Here is a 15,500-nt window from a genome sequence, read left to right as displayed (position 1 = left end):
CGGGATTCCGATCCCGGGGCCGCCGCCGTTCTCGTGTGCGGGTGTGTGCGGGGCGCTCAGCCTCGCGGCACCACGGTGCCCGACGCCGCGTCGACCACGTTCCGCTCGCCGAGCGGCTGGTCCAGCGTGACCGTACGGGTCAGCTCCTTGGCGATCATGATGCAGACCTTCCCCTTCTCCGGCTTCGTCTCCGTCACGGACACCCGCACCGTCGACCCGTCCTCGCTCGCGCTCGCCGTGTACGTGCTGCAGACGCCGCCCCAGAACGTCACCGAGAGCGTCCGCCCGTCGGTGCCGTACGAAAGGACCGTGCGCCCGGACTCCGTCGTCCCGCCGCTGTCCGGGGTCTTCTCCGAGGGGGCGTCCTTCGTCAGGTACGCCGGATCCACCGCGACCTGGGTGACGGTGTCGCCCGTACCGCCGGCGCCCGGCCGGACCGTGAAGATCCAGGACGGTACGAGCAGTTGCTCCCCGTCCACGTACCGGGCCGCCAGACCGAAGGCCGCCTTGTCGACCGTCACCGTCGTCGTGGACGGCTCCGCGCCGGTCCGTGTGCCGCAGCTCATGCGGGACGGCTTCTCGCCGTCGCCCAGGGGGGCGGGAGTCGCGCAGTCGCCCGTCTTCGGGCCGCTCGGCGGCTGCGCGGCGTTCAGCTGCTTCAACGCCTCGGCCGCGCCGATCACCGGGTAGTCGGCGCCCTTCTCCAGGCCCTTCAACTGCCCGCTTCCGCCGACCACTTCGCCATCGGAGCCGACCTGGATCCCGGTCGCCCAGCCGTACGTCGGCAGTCCGCCCACCACCGGGTCGGCGTTCACCACCCGGACCGAGCCCATCAACTGGCGGGCGTCGAGGGCGGCGTCGTCCTGGCCGACCGCCTTCAGTACCGGCACCGCGGCGGCCTTCGCGGCCTTCTCGCTCACCGGTGTCCCCGATCCGCCCGGGCCCATGTGCTTGCTCGAACAGACCGTCACACTCTCGCAGTTGTCCGTGCCGCCGGAACCGTACCGGGCGAACGTCCAGGTTCCGGGCGCCTGCTTGGTCACCCGCAGTACCGGCCCCGAGCCGTCCCCGTCGGTGCCCACCTTCCAGGACGTTCCCTCGGCCCGCGGTGTGCCCTGCACGCCCAGCGCCTTGGCCAGCCGGGCGACCTCGGGCGCCGAAACGGTCCCGCTCGCACGCCGGACCGCCGCCTTGTCGGGCCCGTCCGGCAGGGCGCCGGACGCGCGGTAGACCAGCCGGCCGCCATGCGGATCGGGCTCACCCGGCGCGATGCCCTCCGTGGGGGCCGAGGGCCGGGGGGAGGGCGTGGCCGGTCCGCCCGACCGCTCGTCCAGGGAGAGCGGCGGGGGAGTGGCACCGGAACCGTCCGCGGCGCTGTACTCGCCGCCGCCATGGCCGTCCGCCGCCATCGCCCAGTACGCGCCGCCGCCTCCGGCCACCAGCACGGCCGCCGCCACCGAGGCCACGGCGAGGGGAGACCGCCGCCGTGGGCGGGTCACATCGTTGTCGGGTCGCTCGGTGCTCACCGGTTCGCTCCTTCGCCGTCGTACGCCAGGACCCTGCGGGGCCCGTCCCGTTGGTACGGAACACCGTTGGGACGGGGCGCGGGCGCACACGGTTCCCTCGTGGGGCAGCCGGTGCGGCGAGGAGCCCGGCTACTCAGTCGCCGTACTCCGCCATCGCGTCGATCAGCCGGGCCGAGGCGGGCGGCACGTTCACGCCGTGAATCAGGGAGGGCGCCACAGGGGTGGGAACGGTCCTCACGGGTACCACCCAGTGCGGAGCCATCCGTGCGCAGTCTCCACGTAGCTCGGCCAGAGTGGTCTCGGACTCGCGCGGGGCGATGTTGTTCGACATATCGGCACCGTAGGCACCCCTCGGCTCAGGAGGAAAGCCCTACTATCGGGTAGTTTCCACCCTTCGCCTGATTGCCGGAAACGGGTAGCGTGGGGTGGCTCGGAAATCGGGGGTGGGTGAAGGCGCGTGACCAGTCCCGTGACGCCGCCCCCCGATTCCCCGGGCCACCCCATCTGTCACGCCGTCCCGGGAACGCAGACACCGTTCCCCTCGACCTCCGCAGGAGCAGTCTCCCCGTGCGTATCGCAGTCACCGGCTCCATCGCCACCGACCACCTCATGACCTTCCCCGGCCGATTCGCCGACCAGCTGGTCGCCGATCAGCTGCACACGGTCTCGCTCTCCTTCCTGGTCGACAACCTGGACGTGCGCCGGGGAGGTGTCGCCGCCAACATCTGCTTCGGCATGGGGCTGCTCGGCACCCGTCCGATCCTGGTCGGCGCCGCGGGCTCCGACTTCGACGAGTACCGGGCCTGGCTCGACCGCCACGGCGTCGACACCGGTTCGGTGCGGATCTCCGAGGTCCTGCACACCGCCCGCTTCGTCTGCACGACGGACGCCGACCACAACCAGATCGGCTCCTTCTACACGGGTGCCATGAGTGAGGCCCGCCTGATCGAGCTGAAGGCCGTCGCCGACCGCGTGGGCGGCCTCGACCTCGTCTCCATCGGCGCCGACGACCCCGAGGGGATGCTCCGCCACACCGAGGAGTGCCGCTCCCGGGGCATCCCGTTCGCCGCGGACTTCTCGCAGCAGATCGCGCGGATGGACGGCGACGAGATCCGGATCCTGCTCGACGGCGCCACGTACCTCTTCTCCAACGAGTACGAGAAGGGCCTCATCGAGTCCAAGACCGGCTGGACCGACGCCGAGATCCTCGCCAAGGTCGGCCACCGGGTCACCACCCTCGGCGCCCAGGGCGTGCGGATCGAGCGCGTCGGCGAGGAGCCGATCGAGGTCGGCTGCCCGGAGGAGAACGTCAAGGCCGACCCGACCGGCGTCGGCGACGCGTTCCGCGCCGGATTCCTCTCCGGTCTCGCCTGGGGCGTCGGCCTGGAGCGCGCCGCCCAGGTCGGCTGCATGCTCGCCACCCTGGTCATCGAGACGGTCGGCACCCAGGAGTACACCCTGCACCGCAACCACTTTATGGACCGCTTCACCAAGGCGTACGGACACGAGGCCGCCGCCGAGGTGCGCACGCACCTCGCGTAAGGGGCTTCAGGACAGCCGGCGGACCACATAGGCCGAGCCCCGGTCCGCCGGCTCCTCACCCACGTACTCCTGCTCCCGCATCGCACACCAGGCCGGGATGTCGAGGCGCGCCGCCTCGTCGTCGGACAGCACCGTCACCGTCCCGCCCACCGGTACCTCCCCGATCACCTTTGCGAGCTCGATCACCGGAATCGGGCAGCGTCTCCCGAGCGCGTCCACGACCAGCGAGGGCGCCGCGGCGGGGGAGGGGGCGGTCGTGGAGGGTGCGCCCAGCTTCTCCCGTACGCCCGCCACCGCCGGGGGCAGCGCCTCCAGGAAGCGGTCGACGTCCTCCTCGGACGTCCCCGCCGGCAGCGATACGCGCACGTTCCCCTCCGAGAGCACCCCCATCGCCCTGAGTACATGGCTCGGCGTCAGCGTGCTGCTCGTGCAGGACGAACCGGACGATACGGAGAAGCCGGACCGGTCCAGCTCATGGAGCAGGGTCTCCCCGTCGACATAGAGACAGGAGAAGGTGACCAGATGCGGCAGCCGCCGCACCGGGTCTCCCACCACCTCCACATCCGGCACCAGCGCCGGGACCCGGGCCCGGATCCGGTCGACCAGCGCCCGCAGCCGCACCGACTCCGCGGCCGCCTCCGCCCGCACCGCCCGCAGGGACGCCGCAGCGGCCACGATCGCCGGAATGTCCTCGAAGCCGGCGGCCCGCCCCGACTCCCGCTCGTCGGCAGGGCCTTGGACCGCGAACCGCACCCCCTTGCGCACCGCGAGGAGCCCGACCCCGGCCGGTCCGCCCCACTTGTGGGCGCTCGCCGTCAGCAGCGACCAGCCGGCCGGCACCGGCTCCCATCCGAGCGACTGGGCGGCATCCACCAGCAGCGGCACACCCGCGGCCCGGCAGACCTCGGCCACCTCGGCCACCGGCTGCTCGGTGCCCACCTCGTGATTGGCGGACTGCAGGCAGGCCAGCGCGGTGTCCTCGCGCAGCACGTCCGCGTACGCCTGCGCACGCACCGCACCCGTCACGTCCACCGGCACCTCGGTGACCGATCCGCCGCCGCTCTCGTGCGTGGCGGCCGAATGGAGCACCGCCGAGTGTTCGACGGCCGACACCACCAGATGGCGGCCGACACGCCGACGTCCCGCGAGAGCTCCGGAAATTCCGGAATGGATCGCGCGCGTGCCCGAGGAGGTGAACGTCAGCTCGTCGGGACGGCAGCCGACGGCCTCCGCCGCCGCCTCCCTGGCGGCGTCCAGCAGCAGCCGGGCGCGCCGCCCCTCGCGGTGCAGGCGGGCCGGGTCGGCCCAGCCCTCGTCCAGCGCGGCAAGCAGCGCCTGACGGGCGACGGGGTGGAGGGGGGCGGCGGACGCGACATCGAAGTAAGGCACCCGGCCACGCTAGCCGGGTCCCGGCCGCCACCCGGGACCCGGCTGCCCGGACGACAGGGAGAGGGGGCGTCAGATGGCGGCCGGAGCCCTGGATTCCACCCCTTCGGGGAGTCGGGCGGCGCGTTGGGCACCCTCCCCGCGCGACCCCAAATAGCGTCCAGTAGGGTTTGGTCCGCATAAACATCCAAACCCCTGCCCGCGTCAGGGCCGGCGACCGACCAGCGAGACGGGCGCGCCGACCGTGCGGGCGAGACTCTCGGGAAGGCGCTACGTGAGTCCCAACGGCTCCGACCGCTTGTCGCGGCGCCCGATGCGGCGGAAGCTGCCGCAGGTGCTGACTGCGGGCCTGGTCCTGGCGACGGCCTCCGGTTGTTCATACAACTGGGAGGATTTCCCCCGCCTCGGTATGCCCACCCCGGTAACGGAAGAGGCTCCTCGGATCCTTTCCCTCTGGCAGGGCTCGTGGGCGGCAGCGCTCGCCACGGGCGTCCTTGTCTGGGGACTGATCATCTGGAGCATCATCTTCCACCGGCGTAGCCGGACCAAGGTGGAGGTACCTCCACAGACCAGGTACAACATGCCCATCGAGGCGCTGTACACCGTGGTCCCTCTGATCATCGTCTCGGTGTTGTTCTACTTCACCGCGCGCGATGAATCGAAGCTCCTCGAGCTCTCCCCGAAGCCTGCCCACACCATCAACGTGGTCGGCTACCAGTGGAGCTGGGGCTTCAACTACATCGAGAACGTGGACGGCTCGGCCGCCACGGGCAACGAGGTCCCCAAGGAGCTCGACGCCATCCCGGACCGGTTCCGCGAGCAGTTCCCCAAGGGTGCGGACGGCGTCTACGACGCCGGCATCCCCGGAGACCGGAACCCGCAGAACGGCAACCCCGGCCCGACCCTGTGGCTGCCCAAGGGTGAGAAGGTCCGCTTCATCCTGACTTCGCGTGACGTCATCCACTCCTTCTGGGTGGTGCCGTTCCTCATGAAGCAGGACGTCATTCCGGGCCACACCAACGCCTTCGAGGTGACTCCGAACAGGGAGGGCACCTTCATGGGCAAGTGCGCCGAGCTCTGCGGCGTCGACCACTCCCGGATGCTCTTCAACGTCAAGGTCGTCTCCCCGGAGCGCTACCAGGCGCACCTCAAGGAGCTCGCGAAGAAGGGCCAGACGGGCTACCTGCCGGCCGGCATCGAGCAGACCGACCCGGCCAGGAATGCGGAGACGAACAAACTGTGAGCATCCTCAACGAACCTCAGGGTGCCGCGGCAGCAGACGACTCGTACGAGGACGAGCTGCCGGTCCGGCGCAAGCAGCCGGGAAACGTCGTCATCAAGTGGCTGACCACCACTGACCACAAGACGATCGGCACGATGTACCTGGTCACGTCGTTCGCGTTCTTCTGCATCGGCGGACTGATGGCGCTCTTCATGCGCGCCGAGCTGGCCCGTCCGGGCACGCAGATCATGTCGAACGAGCAGTTCAACCAGGCGTTCACGATGCACGGCACGATCATGCTGCTGATGTTCGCGACGCCGCTGTTCGCCGGATTCGCGAACTGGATCATGCCGCTGCAGATCGGCGCGCCCGACGTGGCGTTCCCGCGGCTGAACATGTTCGCGTACTGGCTGTACCTCTTCGGCTCGATCCTCGCGGTGGCCGGCTTCCTGACCCCCCAGGGTGCGGCCGACTTCGGCTGGTTCGCCTACTCCCCGCTGTCGGACGCGGTCCGTTCGCCGGGTGTCGGCGCCGACATGTGGATCATGGGTCTGGCCTTCTCCGGCTTCGGCACGATCCTCGGTTCGGTCAACTTCATCACCACGATCATCTGCATGCGCGCGCCCGGCATGACGATGTTCCGCATGCCGATCTTCGTCTGGAACGTCCTGCTGACCGGTGTGCTGGTCCTGCTGGCCTTCCCGGTGCTGGCGGCGGCGCTCTTCGCGCTGGAGGCGGACCGTAAATTCGGTGCGCATATCTTCGACGCGTCCAACGGCGGCGCATTGCTCTGGCAACACCTCTTCTGGTTCTTCGGCCATCCAGAGGTGTACATCATCGCTTTGCCCTTCTTCGGGATCATTTCGGAAGTGATCCCGGTGTTCAGCCGCAAGCCGATGTTCGGTTACATCGGCCTGGTGGCCGCGACGATCTCCATCGCCGGCCTCTCCGTGACCGTGTGGGCGCACCACATGTACGTCACCGGAGGCGTGCTCCTGCCGTTCTTCTCCTTCATGACGTTCCTCATCGCGGTGCCCACCGGGGTGAAGTTCTTCAACTGGATCGGCACGATGTGGAAGGGCTCGCTGTCCTTCGAGACACCGATGCTCTGGGCGATCGGCTTCCTGATCACCTTCACCTTCGGTGGTCTGACCGGCGTCATCCTGGCCTCGCCGCCGATGGACTTCCACGTCTCGGACTCGTACTTCGTGGTCGCGCACTTCCACTACGTCGTCTTCGGCACCGTGGTGTTCGCGATGTTCTCCGGATTCCACTTCTGGTGGCCGAAGTTCACCGGCAAGATGCTGGACGAGCGGCTCGGCAAGATCACCTTCTGGACGCTGTTCATCGGCTTCCACGGCACGTTCCTGGTGCAGCACTGGCTGGGTGCGGAAGGCATGCCGCGTCGTTACGCGGACTACCTGGCCGCGGACGGTTTCACCGCGCTGAACACGATCTCGACGATCTCCTCGTTCCTGCTCGGTCTGTCGATCCTGCCGTTCTTCTACAACGTGTGGAAGACCGCCAAGTACGGCAAGAAGATCGAGGTCGACGACCCGTGGGGCTACGGCCGTTCGCTTGAGTGGGCGACCTCCTGCCCGCCGCCGCGGCACAACTTCCTCACGCTGCCCCGGATCCGTTCCGAATCCCCGGCGTTCGACCTGCACCACCCGGAGATCGCGGCGCTCGAGCAGCTTGAGCACCACTCCGAGGGTGACAAGGCCCTCGCCGGCGGCAAGGAGGCGGGCAAGTGAAGGTCCAGGGCAAGATGTTCCTCGGTCTGGCGCTGTTCATCCTCGTCATGGCCATCACCTACGGCGTGTGGTCCAAGGAGCCGGTCGGCACCACCGCCCTCGTCCTGGCCTTCGGGCTGAGCGTCATGATCGGCTTCTACCTGGCCTTCACGGCCCGGCGGGTCGACGCACTGGCGCAGGACAACAAGGAAGCCGATGTGGCGGACGAGGCCGGCGACGTGGGGTTCTTCTCCCCGCACAGCTGGCAGCCGCTCTCACTGGCGGTCGGCGGCGCTCTCGCCTTCATGGGAGTCGTCTTCGGCTGGTGGCTGCTCTACTTCTCGGCCCCGATGCTCCTGATCGGTCTGTTCGGCTGGGTCTTCGAGTACTACCGCGGTGAGAACCGCACCCAGTGACACCGCTCCACCCGTGACACCGCTCCACCTGACGGGGGGCCCGCACTTCCACGAGAAGTGCGGGCCCCCCGTTTGCAGTCACCCGGCGCGCTGAAACGGATGAATCTTCTTAGCGTGGGTTCATGAACCACACGCCGCGTATCCGTCCCGTCATCAGCTGCGCTCTGCTGGCCGCGACCCTGGTCGCAGGGGCGGCAGCCTGTGGGGAGTCCGACGACCATCCGCTCTCGGCGCAGCCGTTCGACGCGGCCGACGAGATCTCCTCCAACACCCCCGACGGCGGCGAGAAGGTCGATCCGGACAAGCCCCTCGAAGTCAGCGTCGACAGTGACGACGGCCGCATCACCGACGTGACGGCCGTGGACACCGAAGGACGCCACCTGGCGGGCGAACTGGCCGCGGACGGGCACCGCTGGCACTCCACGGCCCCGCTCGCCGCAGGGACCCGTTACACCGTCAAGGTCGGCATGGAGGACGACGACGGCGCCCCAGGCAGCCGTACGCTCACTTTCGAGACCGCGGCGGCCCAGAAGTTCCTGAAGGTCACGTTCGGCCCGCAGGCGGGCACCTACGGCGTCGGACAGCCCGTCACAGCGGTACTCAGTGCTCCGGTGGCCGACCGAGCCGCCCGTGCCACCGTGGAACGCGCCCTGAAGGTGCGCTCCACGCCCGCGGTGACCGGCTCCTGGTACTGGGTGGACGACAAGACGCTCCACTACCGGCCGCAGGACTACTGGCCGGCGAAGGCCACCATCGAGGTCAGCAGCAATCTGACCGGGATCAAGGTGACCAACGCGCTGTACGGCGCTCCCACGAAAGCGTTGAAGATCACTACCGGCGACCGCATCGAGGCCATCACCGACGCCTCGGAGCACTCCATGACGGTCAAGCGCAACGGCGAAGTGATCAACACCATCCCGGTGACCACCGGCAAGCCCGGCTTCTCCACCCGCAACGGCGTCAAGGTCGTGCTGGGCAAGGAGTACTACGTACGTATGCGCGGGGAGTCCATCGGCATCGCCGAGGGTTCCGAGGACTCCTACGACCTGCCGGTCTACTACGCGACGCGGGTCACCTGGAGCGGCGAGTACGTCCACGCGGCCCCGTGGTCCACCGGATCACAGGGGTCCGCGAACGTCAGCCACGGCTGCACCGGCATGAGCACCAGCGAGGCCGAGTGGTTCTTCAACACGGTCCGCGAGGGTGACATCGTCACCGTCGTCGGCAGTGAGGGCGAGACCATGACGCCGTTCGACAACGGCTACGGCGACTGGAACCTGTCCTGGGCCAAGTGGCAGAAGGGCAGCGCCCTGAGCAACGACGCCACGCCCGACCGGGTCGACACGGTCCGGGCGGCGCGGCTGCGCCCCGGAGTCTGACCTCCGGAGTGCGCCGCGCCCCGGAGCGACGGCGGAAAGGCGGGGCCTCAGGCCCCCACGGACAGCCTGCTGCGCAGCAGGGCGGCCAGGGCGTCCGCGAACTCGACCGGCTCGACCGGCAGGGTCACCGCGGCGTCCGCGCGGCTCCAGGTGGCCAGCCAGGCGTCCTGGGGGCGGCCCATCAGGAGCAGAACCGGCGGGCAGCGGAAGATCTCGTCCTTGACCTGCCGGCAGACGCCCATGCCGCCCACGGGGGCCGTCTCGCCGTCCAACACGCAGACGTCGACGCCTCCGTGGTCCAGTGCGTCCAGGACGGCGGGCAGGGTGGCGCACTCCAGGAACTCCACCTGCGGCACGTCGGCCGCGGGCCTGCGCCCGGCCGCCAGCCTCACCTGCTCACGGGTGTGTGCGTTGTCGCTGTAGACCAGGACCGTGGCGGTCGGCTGCATTGTTCCTCCGTGACGTCTGTGTCTTCGGGGCATGGGGGACCGATGCGCGGATCGTACTCCGCCCGACAGGCTGTCAGCACCGGTCCGGGCAGCGGATCCATGGGCCGTTCGGGGAGGACACACCCCTCTGACACACCGAACGGCACCCCCCGGAGTGAGGGCGGGATAAGCGACCGACATAATGTCGGTCGTGGCGACAGCAACGACAGTAGAAACCGGGCACGCGCACCCGTCGGTCAATCGGCCGAACCTCACCAGCGTCGGAACCATCATCTGGTTGAGTTCCGAGCTGATGTTCTTCGCGGCCCTCTTCGCGATGTACTTCACCCTGCGATCGGTGACCGGAGCGGAACACTGGAAGGAAATGGCGTCAGCCCTGAACTTCCCGTTCTCGGCGACGAACACCACGATCCTGGTGCTCTCCTCACTCACCTGCCAGCTCGGCGTCTTCGCCGCGGAGCGGGGCGATGTGAAGAAGCTCCGTACCTGGTTCGTGATCACCTTCGTGATGGGTTCGATCTTCATCGGAGGCCAGGTCTTCGAGTACACCGAGCTGGTGAAGAAGGACGGCCTCTCGCTGTCCTCGGACCCGTACGGCTCGGTGTTCTACCTGACCACCGGCTTCCACGGTCTGCACGTGACAGGCGGTCTCATCGCCTTCCTGCTCGTTCTGGGCAGGACATACGCAGCCAAGAGGTTCACCCATGAGCAGGCGACCGCAGCCATCGTCGTGTCCTATTACTGGCACTTCGTCGATGTCGTGTGGATCGGCCTGTTCGCCACGATCTACATGATCAAGTAACCGGGCTCGCACCCGATCCATCATCGACGCAGAAGATCCTGACACCGGGGTAATCCGTGAAAAAGCTCTCCGCACGACGACGCCATCCGTTGGCGGCGGTCGTCGTACTACTCCTCGCGCTTGCGGCTACTGGGGGGCTGTACGCCGCGTTTGCGCCCGCGAGTAAGGCGCAGGCCGACGAAACCGCCCAGTCCCTCGCCATCGACGAGGGCAAGAAGCTGTACTCCGTCGGTTGCGCCAGCTGCCACGGAACCGGCGGTCAGGGCACCACCGACGGGCCCCAGCTTGTCGGCGTGGGCTCGGCCGCCGTCGACTTCCAGGTCGGTACCGGCCGTATGCCGGCGCAGCAGCCGGGCGCCCAGGTACCGAAGAAGAAGGTCATCTACACCCAGGCCGAGATCGACCAGCTCGCGGCGTACGTCGCGTCGCTCGGCGCCGGTCCGATCGTTCCGACCAAGAGTCAGGTCAGCCCCGAGGGCGCGGACGTGGCCAAGGGCGGCGACCTGTTCCGTACCAACTGCGCGCAGTGCCACAACTTCACGGGTGAGGGCGGTGCCCTCACCAACGGCAAGTACGCCCCCAGCCTTGAGGGCGTGGACCCGAAGCACGTCTACGAGGCCATGCAGACCGGCCCGCAGAGCATGCCGTCCTTCCCTGACTCGACGATGCCCGAGCAGCAGAAGAAGGACATCATCGCGTACATCAAGACGGTGAACAGCTCGGAGTCGGCGAGCCCCGGCGGCCTCAGCCTGGGCGGACTCGGTCCGGTCAGTGAAGGCCTGTTCGGCTGGATCTTCGGGCTCGGCGCACTGATCGCAGTTGCCATCTGGGTCGCGGCCCACACCGCTAAGGCCAAGAAGTCATGAGTAGCCAAGAGATTCCAGAAGAGAACCTGCCCGCAGAGCAGGACGCCGCGCACGGCGCGGTAGAGGGAGCGGGCGATCCGTTCGCCGACCCGGGGCTGCCGGCCCACAAGCCGCGCATCCAGGACATCGACGAACGGGCCGCCAAGCGGTCCGAGCGCGCGGTCGCGTTCATGTTCACGCTGTCCATGCTGGCGACGGTCGGCTTCATCGCCTCCTACGTCATCTTCCCGGTCGACAAGATCGTCTACATCTTCCCGTTCGGTCATGTGAGCGTGCTCAACTTCTCCCTGGGTCTGACCCTGGGCGTGGCGCTCTTCGCGATCGGCGCGGGCGCCGTCCACTGGGCGCGCACCCTGATGTCGGACGTCGAGGTCGCGGACGACCGTCACGCGATCGCGGCCGAGCCCGAGGTCAAGGCGAAGGTGCTCGCCGACTTCGCGGCAGGTGCCGAGGAGTCCGCGTTCGGCCGGCGCAAGCTGATCCGGAACACCATGTTCGGCGCGCTGGCCCTGGTGCCGCTCGCCGGTGTGGTGCTGCTGCGTGACCTCGGTCCGCTGCCGGAGAAGAAGCTCCGCTCGACGCTGTGGGCCAAGGGCAAGCAGCTCATCAACATGAACACGATGGAGCCGCTGCGTCCCGAGGACGTCGTCGTCGGTTCGCTGACCTTCGCCATGCCCGAGGGCCTGGAGGAGGACGCGCACGACTTCCAGGTGCAGATCGCCAAGGCCGCACTGATGATCATCCGCATCGAGCCGGACAACATCAAGGACAAGCGCGAGCGCGAGTGGGCCCACGAGGGAATCGTGGCCTTCTCCAAGATCTGCACCCACGTCGGTTGCCCGATCAGCCTGTACGAGCAGCAGACGCACCACGTGCTCTGCCCGTGCCACCAGTCCACCTTCGACCTCTCCGACGGCGCCCGCGTCATCTTCGGTCCGGCCGGTCACGCTCTTCCGCAGCTGCGGATCGGCGTGAACAGCGAGGGCAACCTCGAGGCGCTCGGTGACTTCGAAGAGCCCGTCGGTCCTGCATTCTGGGAGCGCGGATGAGTACTGCGACCGATACGAAGCGCAAGGCGCCCGCCGGTGAGAAGGTTGCCGACTGGGCGGACGGCCGGCTCGGGATCTACTCCCTGGCCAAGGCCAACATGCGCAAGATCTTCCCGGACCACTGGTCCTTCATGCTCGGTGAGATCTGCCTCTACAGCTTCATCATCATCATCCTCACGGGTGTGTACCTGACGCTGTTCTTCCACCCGAGCATGAACGAGGTCGTGTACCACGGCCCGTACGAGCCCATGCAGGGCATCCGGATGTCCGAGGCCTACGCCTCGACCCTGGACATCAGCTTCGACGTCCGCGGTGGTCTGCTCGTCCGGCAGATCCACCACTGGGCCGCGCTGATCTTCCTGGCCGGCATGTTCGTGCACATGATGCGCGTGTTCTTCACGGGTGCGTTCCGCAAGCCCCGTGAGATCAACTGGCTGTTCGGCTTCCTGCTGTTCGTCCTGGGCATGTTCACCGGTTTCACCGGTTACTCGCTCCCGGACGACCTGCTCTCGGGTACGGGTGTCCGCTTCACGCAGGGCGCGATCCTGTCGATGCCGATCGTCGGCACCTACATCTCGATGTTCCTGTTCGGCGGGGAGTTCCCCGGCGGCGACTTCGTCGCACGGTTCTACTCGATCCACATCCTGCTGCTGCCGGGCATCATGCTCGGGCTGCTGGTGGGCCACCTGATCCTGGTCTTCTACCACAAGCACACGCAGTTCGCGGGTCCCGGCCGGACCAACAAGAACGTCGTGGGCATGCCGCTGCTGCCGGTGTACATGGCGAAGGCCGGAGGCTTCTTCTTCCTGGTCTTCGGTGTCATCGCCGTCATCGCGGGCATCGCCTCGATCAACCCGATCTGGGCCATCGGCCCGTACCGCCCGGACCAGGTGTCCACCGGCGCCCAGCCCGACTGGTACATGGGCTTCGCCGAGGGTCTGATCCGAGTGATGCCTGGCTGGGAGATCAACCTCTGGGGCCACACCCTGGTCCTGGGTGTACTCATCCCGCTGACGCTCTTCGGTGTGATCCTGGGGGCCATCGCGGTCTACCCGTTCATCGAGTCCTGGGTCACCGGCGACAAGCGCGAGCACCACATCCTGGACCGCCCGCGCAACACGCCGACCCGGACGGCCTTCGGTGTCGCCTGGATCACGGTGTACTTCATCGGTCTCGTGGGTGGTGGAAACGACCTGTGGGCCACGCACTTCCACCTGTCGCTGAACGCCATCTCGTGGTTCGTCCGGATCTTCTTCTTCGCCGGACCGGTCATCGCGTTCATCGTCACCAAGCGGATCTGCCTCGGCCTTCAGCGCCGCGACAAGGAGAAGGTGCTGCACGGGCGCGAGTCCGGCCTCATCAAGCGCCTGCCGCACGGTGAGTTCGTCGAGGTCCACGAGCCGCTGGCACCCGCTCAGCTGCACACGCTCACCGCGCACGAGCAGTACAAGCCGGTCGAGATCGGCCCGCTGGTCGACGAGAACGGCGTCAAGCGCAAGGTGTCCCTGGTGCAGAAGCTGCGGGCCAGGCTCAGCAAGGGCTTCTACGGCGAGAACAACCAGATCGCCAAGCCCACCGCCGAGGAGTACAAGGAGATCACCAGCGGCCACGGCCACCACTGATCACCTGAACTGATCGCCACAGCAGGAGCCCCGTCCATTCGATGGACGGGGCTCTTCGCTGTCCACGGGGCTCGATAGGGTGGCCCCATCCCCTTTATCGGCTGTGGACCCCAGGAGCGGACCATGAACGTTGTGACCCCGGCAGGCGGCGACAGCGTGGCGGCTCGTTCCTGGCCCGGCGTGCTGACCCCCCTGCTGCGCGGCCAGGACCTGACCGAGGACGACACCGCCTGGGCGATGGACCGCATCATGAGCGGCGAGGCGACCGATGTGCAGATCGCCGGCTTCGCGGTGGCGCTGCGGGCCAAGGGCGAGACCGTCACGGAGGTCTCCGGCCTGGTCCGTGCGATGTACGAGCACGCCACGACCATCCATGTGCCGGGCCGCACGGTCGACATCGTGGGCACCGGCGGCGACATGGCCAAGACGGTCAACATCTCCACCATGTCGGCGATCGTCGTGGCGGGTACGGGCGCCAAGGTCGTCAAGCACGGCAACCGCGCCTCGTCGTCGGCCAGCGGTTCCTCCGACGTCCTGGGCAAGCTCGGCGTCAACCTGGACCTGCCGCCGCAGCGCGTCGTCGAGGTCGCCGAGGAAGCGGGCATCACGTTCTGCTTCGCCGTCAAGTTCCACCCCGCCCTGCGGTACGCGGCGAAGGCCCGGGCGGAGCTCGGCGCGCCGACCACCTTCAACATCCTCGGGCCGCTCACCAACCCGGCCAAGGTGCGCGCGCAGGCGATCGGCGTCGCCGACCTGCGCATGGCGCCCATCGTCGCGGGCGTCCTCGCCGAACGCGGCAACTCCTCCCTGGTCTTCCGGGGCGACGACGGTCTGGACGAGCTGACCACCACCGCGACCTCCCGTGTCTGGATCGCCAGGAACGGCACGGTGCGCGAGGAGGCCTTCGACCCGCGCGACGTCGGCCTGGACCTGGTCCCCGTGGACGCCTTGCGCGGCGCCGACGCCTCGTACAACGCGGATGTCGCCCGCCGGCTGCTCGCCGGCGAGACGGGCCCCGTACGGGACGCGGTCCTGCTCAACTCGGCGGCGGCGCTCGTCGCGCTGGACCCGGGCGAGGGCACGCTCGCCGAGCAGCTCACCGCGGGAATCGCGAAGGCCGCCGAGTCCATCGACTCGGGCGCGGCCGGGCGGGCGCTGGAGAGATGGGTCGTGGCCAGCAACGCCTGAGACGGCTCCGGGCGCGGATATGAGGCAGGGCGCAGTCCAGATCATGGACTGCGCCTTGCGCGTTCGCGTACGTATGGCAAGATGCTGCGCAGGTCATGAGTGACAGCGACTACGGCCCCGGCCCGCTGTCCGGCAACCCTCCGTCCGTGGCGGGGTGCCCCGGGTGAAGACCAGGCCGCAGGCAGCGAGGTCTGCGGCAAGCGCGGACCCCTCGACGTCGTGAGATGTCCACCCGTGGGGTCCTGGTCCTCAGGGAGCCTCTTGTGAGCAAGCGAATGCGATAGGGCTTTTCGGCCCTCCTCCGCACATCCTTCTTTCTT

General features: G+C 68.4%; 14 protein-coding genes and 1 riboswitch. Of the genes, 10 read left to right on the top strand and 4 right to left on the bottom strand.

Features of this window, described 5'->3' with window-relative positions; translation table 11 throughout:
* Positions 1-56: 56 nt before the first annotated feature.
* Together OG446_RS08905 and OG446_RS08900 are read right to left on the bottom strand one after the other, a co-directional pair.
* A complete protein-coding gene (locus tag OG446_RS08905; protein WP_328893502.1) occupies positions 57-1,526 on the bottom strand; it encodes a hypothetical protein in 1,470 nt (489 codons plus the stop codon).
* Positions 1,527-1,659: 133 nt separating this feature from the next.
* Complete coding sequence (locus tag OG446_RS08900) at positions 1,660-1,857, bottom strand: hypothetical protein (RefSeq protein ID WP_328893501.1); 198 nt, start codon at positions 1,855-1,857, stop codon at positions 1,660-1,662.
* A gap of 236 nt (positions 1,858-2,093) precedes the next feature.
* Here OG446_RS08900 and OG446_RS08895 point away from each other — a divergent pair, with 236 nt between their 5' ends.
* Positions 2,094-3,068 (top strand): carbohydrate kinase family protein, encoded by a 975-nt coding sequence (locus OG446_RS08895; protein WP_328893500.1) that lies wholly within the window; start codon positions 2,094-2,096, stop codon positions 3,066-3,068.
* A 6-nt stretch (positions 3,069-3,074) separates the two neighbouring features.
* Here OG446_RS08895 and OG446_RS08890 read toward each other — a convergent pair whose 3' ends face one another.
* Entirely contained in the window at positions 3,075-4,457 is a 1,383-nt protein-coding gene (locus OG446_RS08890; RefSeq protein WP_328893499.1) for a cysteine desulfurase/sulfurtransferase TusA family protein, read from the bottom strand.
* A 271-nt stretch (positions 4,458-4,728) separates the two neighbouring features.
* On the opposite strand from OG446_RS08890, the gene ctaC reads away from it, so the two are divergent.
* The 4 genes from ctaC to OG446_RS08870 all read left to right on the top strand — a co-directional run bounded on the left by ctaC (position 4,729) and on the right by OG446_RS08870 (position 9,204).
* The gene (gene ctaC / locus OG446_RS08885) at positions 4,729-5,697 is read left to right on the top strand and encodes an aa3-type cytochrome oxidase subunit II (RefSeq protein ID WP_328893498.1); all 969 of its coding nucleotides are present in this window, start codon (positions 4,729-4,731) and stop codon (positions 5,695-5,697) included.
* Positions 5,694-7,430, top strand: a complete 1,737-nt coding sequence (ctaD, locus tag OG446_RS08880; protein WP_148017681.1) for an aa3-type cytochrome oxidase subunit I — start codon at positions 5,694-5,696, stop codon at positions 7,428-7,430. Before ctaC ends, ctaD begins: the two co-directional genes overlap by 4 nt.
* Positions 7,427-7,825 carry a cytochrome c oxidase subunit 4 gene (locus OG446_RS08875; protein WP_219570668.1) on the top strand — a complete coding sequence of 133 codons (399 nt, stop codon included), beginning with the start codon at positions 7,427-7,429 and terminating at the stop codon, positions 7,823-7,825. Before ctaD ends, OG446_RS08875 begins: the two co-directional genes overlap by 4 nt.
* 122 nt (positions 7,826-7,947) lie before the next feature.
* Positions 7,948-9,204, top strand: a complete 1,257-nt coding sequence (locus OG446_RS08870) for a L,D-transpeptidase (RefSeq protein ID WP_328893497.1) — start codon at positions 7,948-7,950, stop codon at positions 9,202-9,204.
* A gap of 47 nt (positions 9,205-9,251) precedes the next feature.
* Here OG446_RS08870 and OG446_RS08865 read toward each other — a convergent pair whose 3' ends face one another.
* Positions 9,252-9,653 carry a hypothetical protein gene (locus OG446_RS08865; protein ID WP_328893496.1) on the bottom strand — a complete coding sequence of 134 codons (402 nt, stop codon included), beginning with the start codon at positions 9,651-9,653 and terminating at the stop codon, positions 9,252-9,254.
* A 181-nt stretch (positions 9,654-9,834) separates the two neighbouring features.
* Between OG446_RS08865 and ctaE the strand changes: the two genes are divergently transcribed.
* From ctaE to trpD, 5 genes are all read left to right on the top strand, one after another.
* On the top strand, positions 9,835-10,455 hold the full coding sequence (gene ctaE / locus OG446_RS08860; protein ID WP_328893495.1) for an aa3-type cytochrome oxidase subunit III: 621 nt from the start codon (positions 9,835-9,837) through the stop codon (positions 10,453-10,455).
* Between the two features lie 56 nt (positions 10,456-10,511).
* The gene (qcrC, locus tag OG446_RS08855; protein ID WP_328893494.1) at positions 10,512-11,321 is read left to right on the top strand and encodes a cytochrome bc1 complex diheme cytochrome c subunit; all 810 of its coding nucleotides are present in this window, start codon (positions 10,512-10,514) and stop codon (positions 11,319-11,321) included.
* Positions 11,318-12,370 carry a cytochrome bc1 complex Rieske iron-sulfur subunit gene (gene qcrA / locus OG446_RS08850; RefSeq protein WP_328893493.1) on the top strand — a complete coding sequence of 351 codons (1,053 nt, stop codon included), beginning with the start codon at positions 11,318-11,320 and terminating at the stop codon, positions 12,368-12,370. The genes qcrC and qcrA overlap by 4 nt, the downstream gene beginning before the upstream one ends.
* On the top strand, positions 12,367-13,992 hold the full coding sequence (gene qcrB / locus OG446_RS08845) for a cytochrome bc1 complex cytochrome b subunit (RefSeq protein WP_328893492.1): 1,626 nt from the start codon (positions 12,367-12,369) through the stop codon (positions 13,990-13,992). Before qcrA ends, qcrB begins: the two co-directional genes overlap by 4 nt.
* A gap of 123 nt (positions 13,993-14,115) precedes the next feature.
* On the top strand, positions 14,116-15,180 hold the full coding sequence (trpD, locus tag OG446_RS08840) for an anthranilate phosphoribosyltransferase (RefSeq protein ID WP_328893491.1): 1,065 nt from the start codon (positions 14,116-14,118) through the stop codon (positions 15,178-15,180).
* 91 nt (positions 15,181-15,271) lie between these two features.
* A riboswitch (SAM riboswitch) is annotated at positions 15,272-15,389 on the top strand.
* Positions 15,390-15,500 lie beyond the last annotated feature (111 nt).

It is taken from the genome of Streptomyces sp. NBC_00236 (genome assembly GCF_036195045.1).
GTDB lineage: Bacteria > Actinomycetota > Actinomycetes > Streptomycetales > Streptomycetaceae > Streptomyces.
Note: the sequence above shows the minus strand (reverse complement) of the source record. Positions and strands in the feature narration are given on the sequence as shown.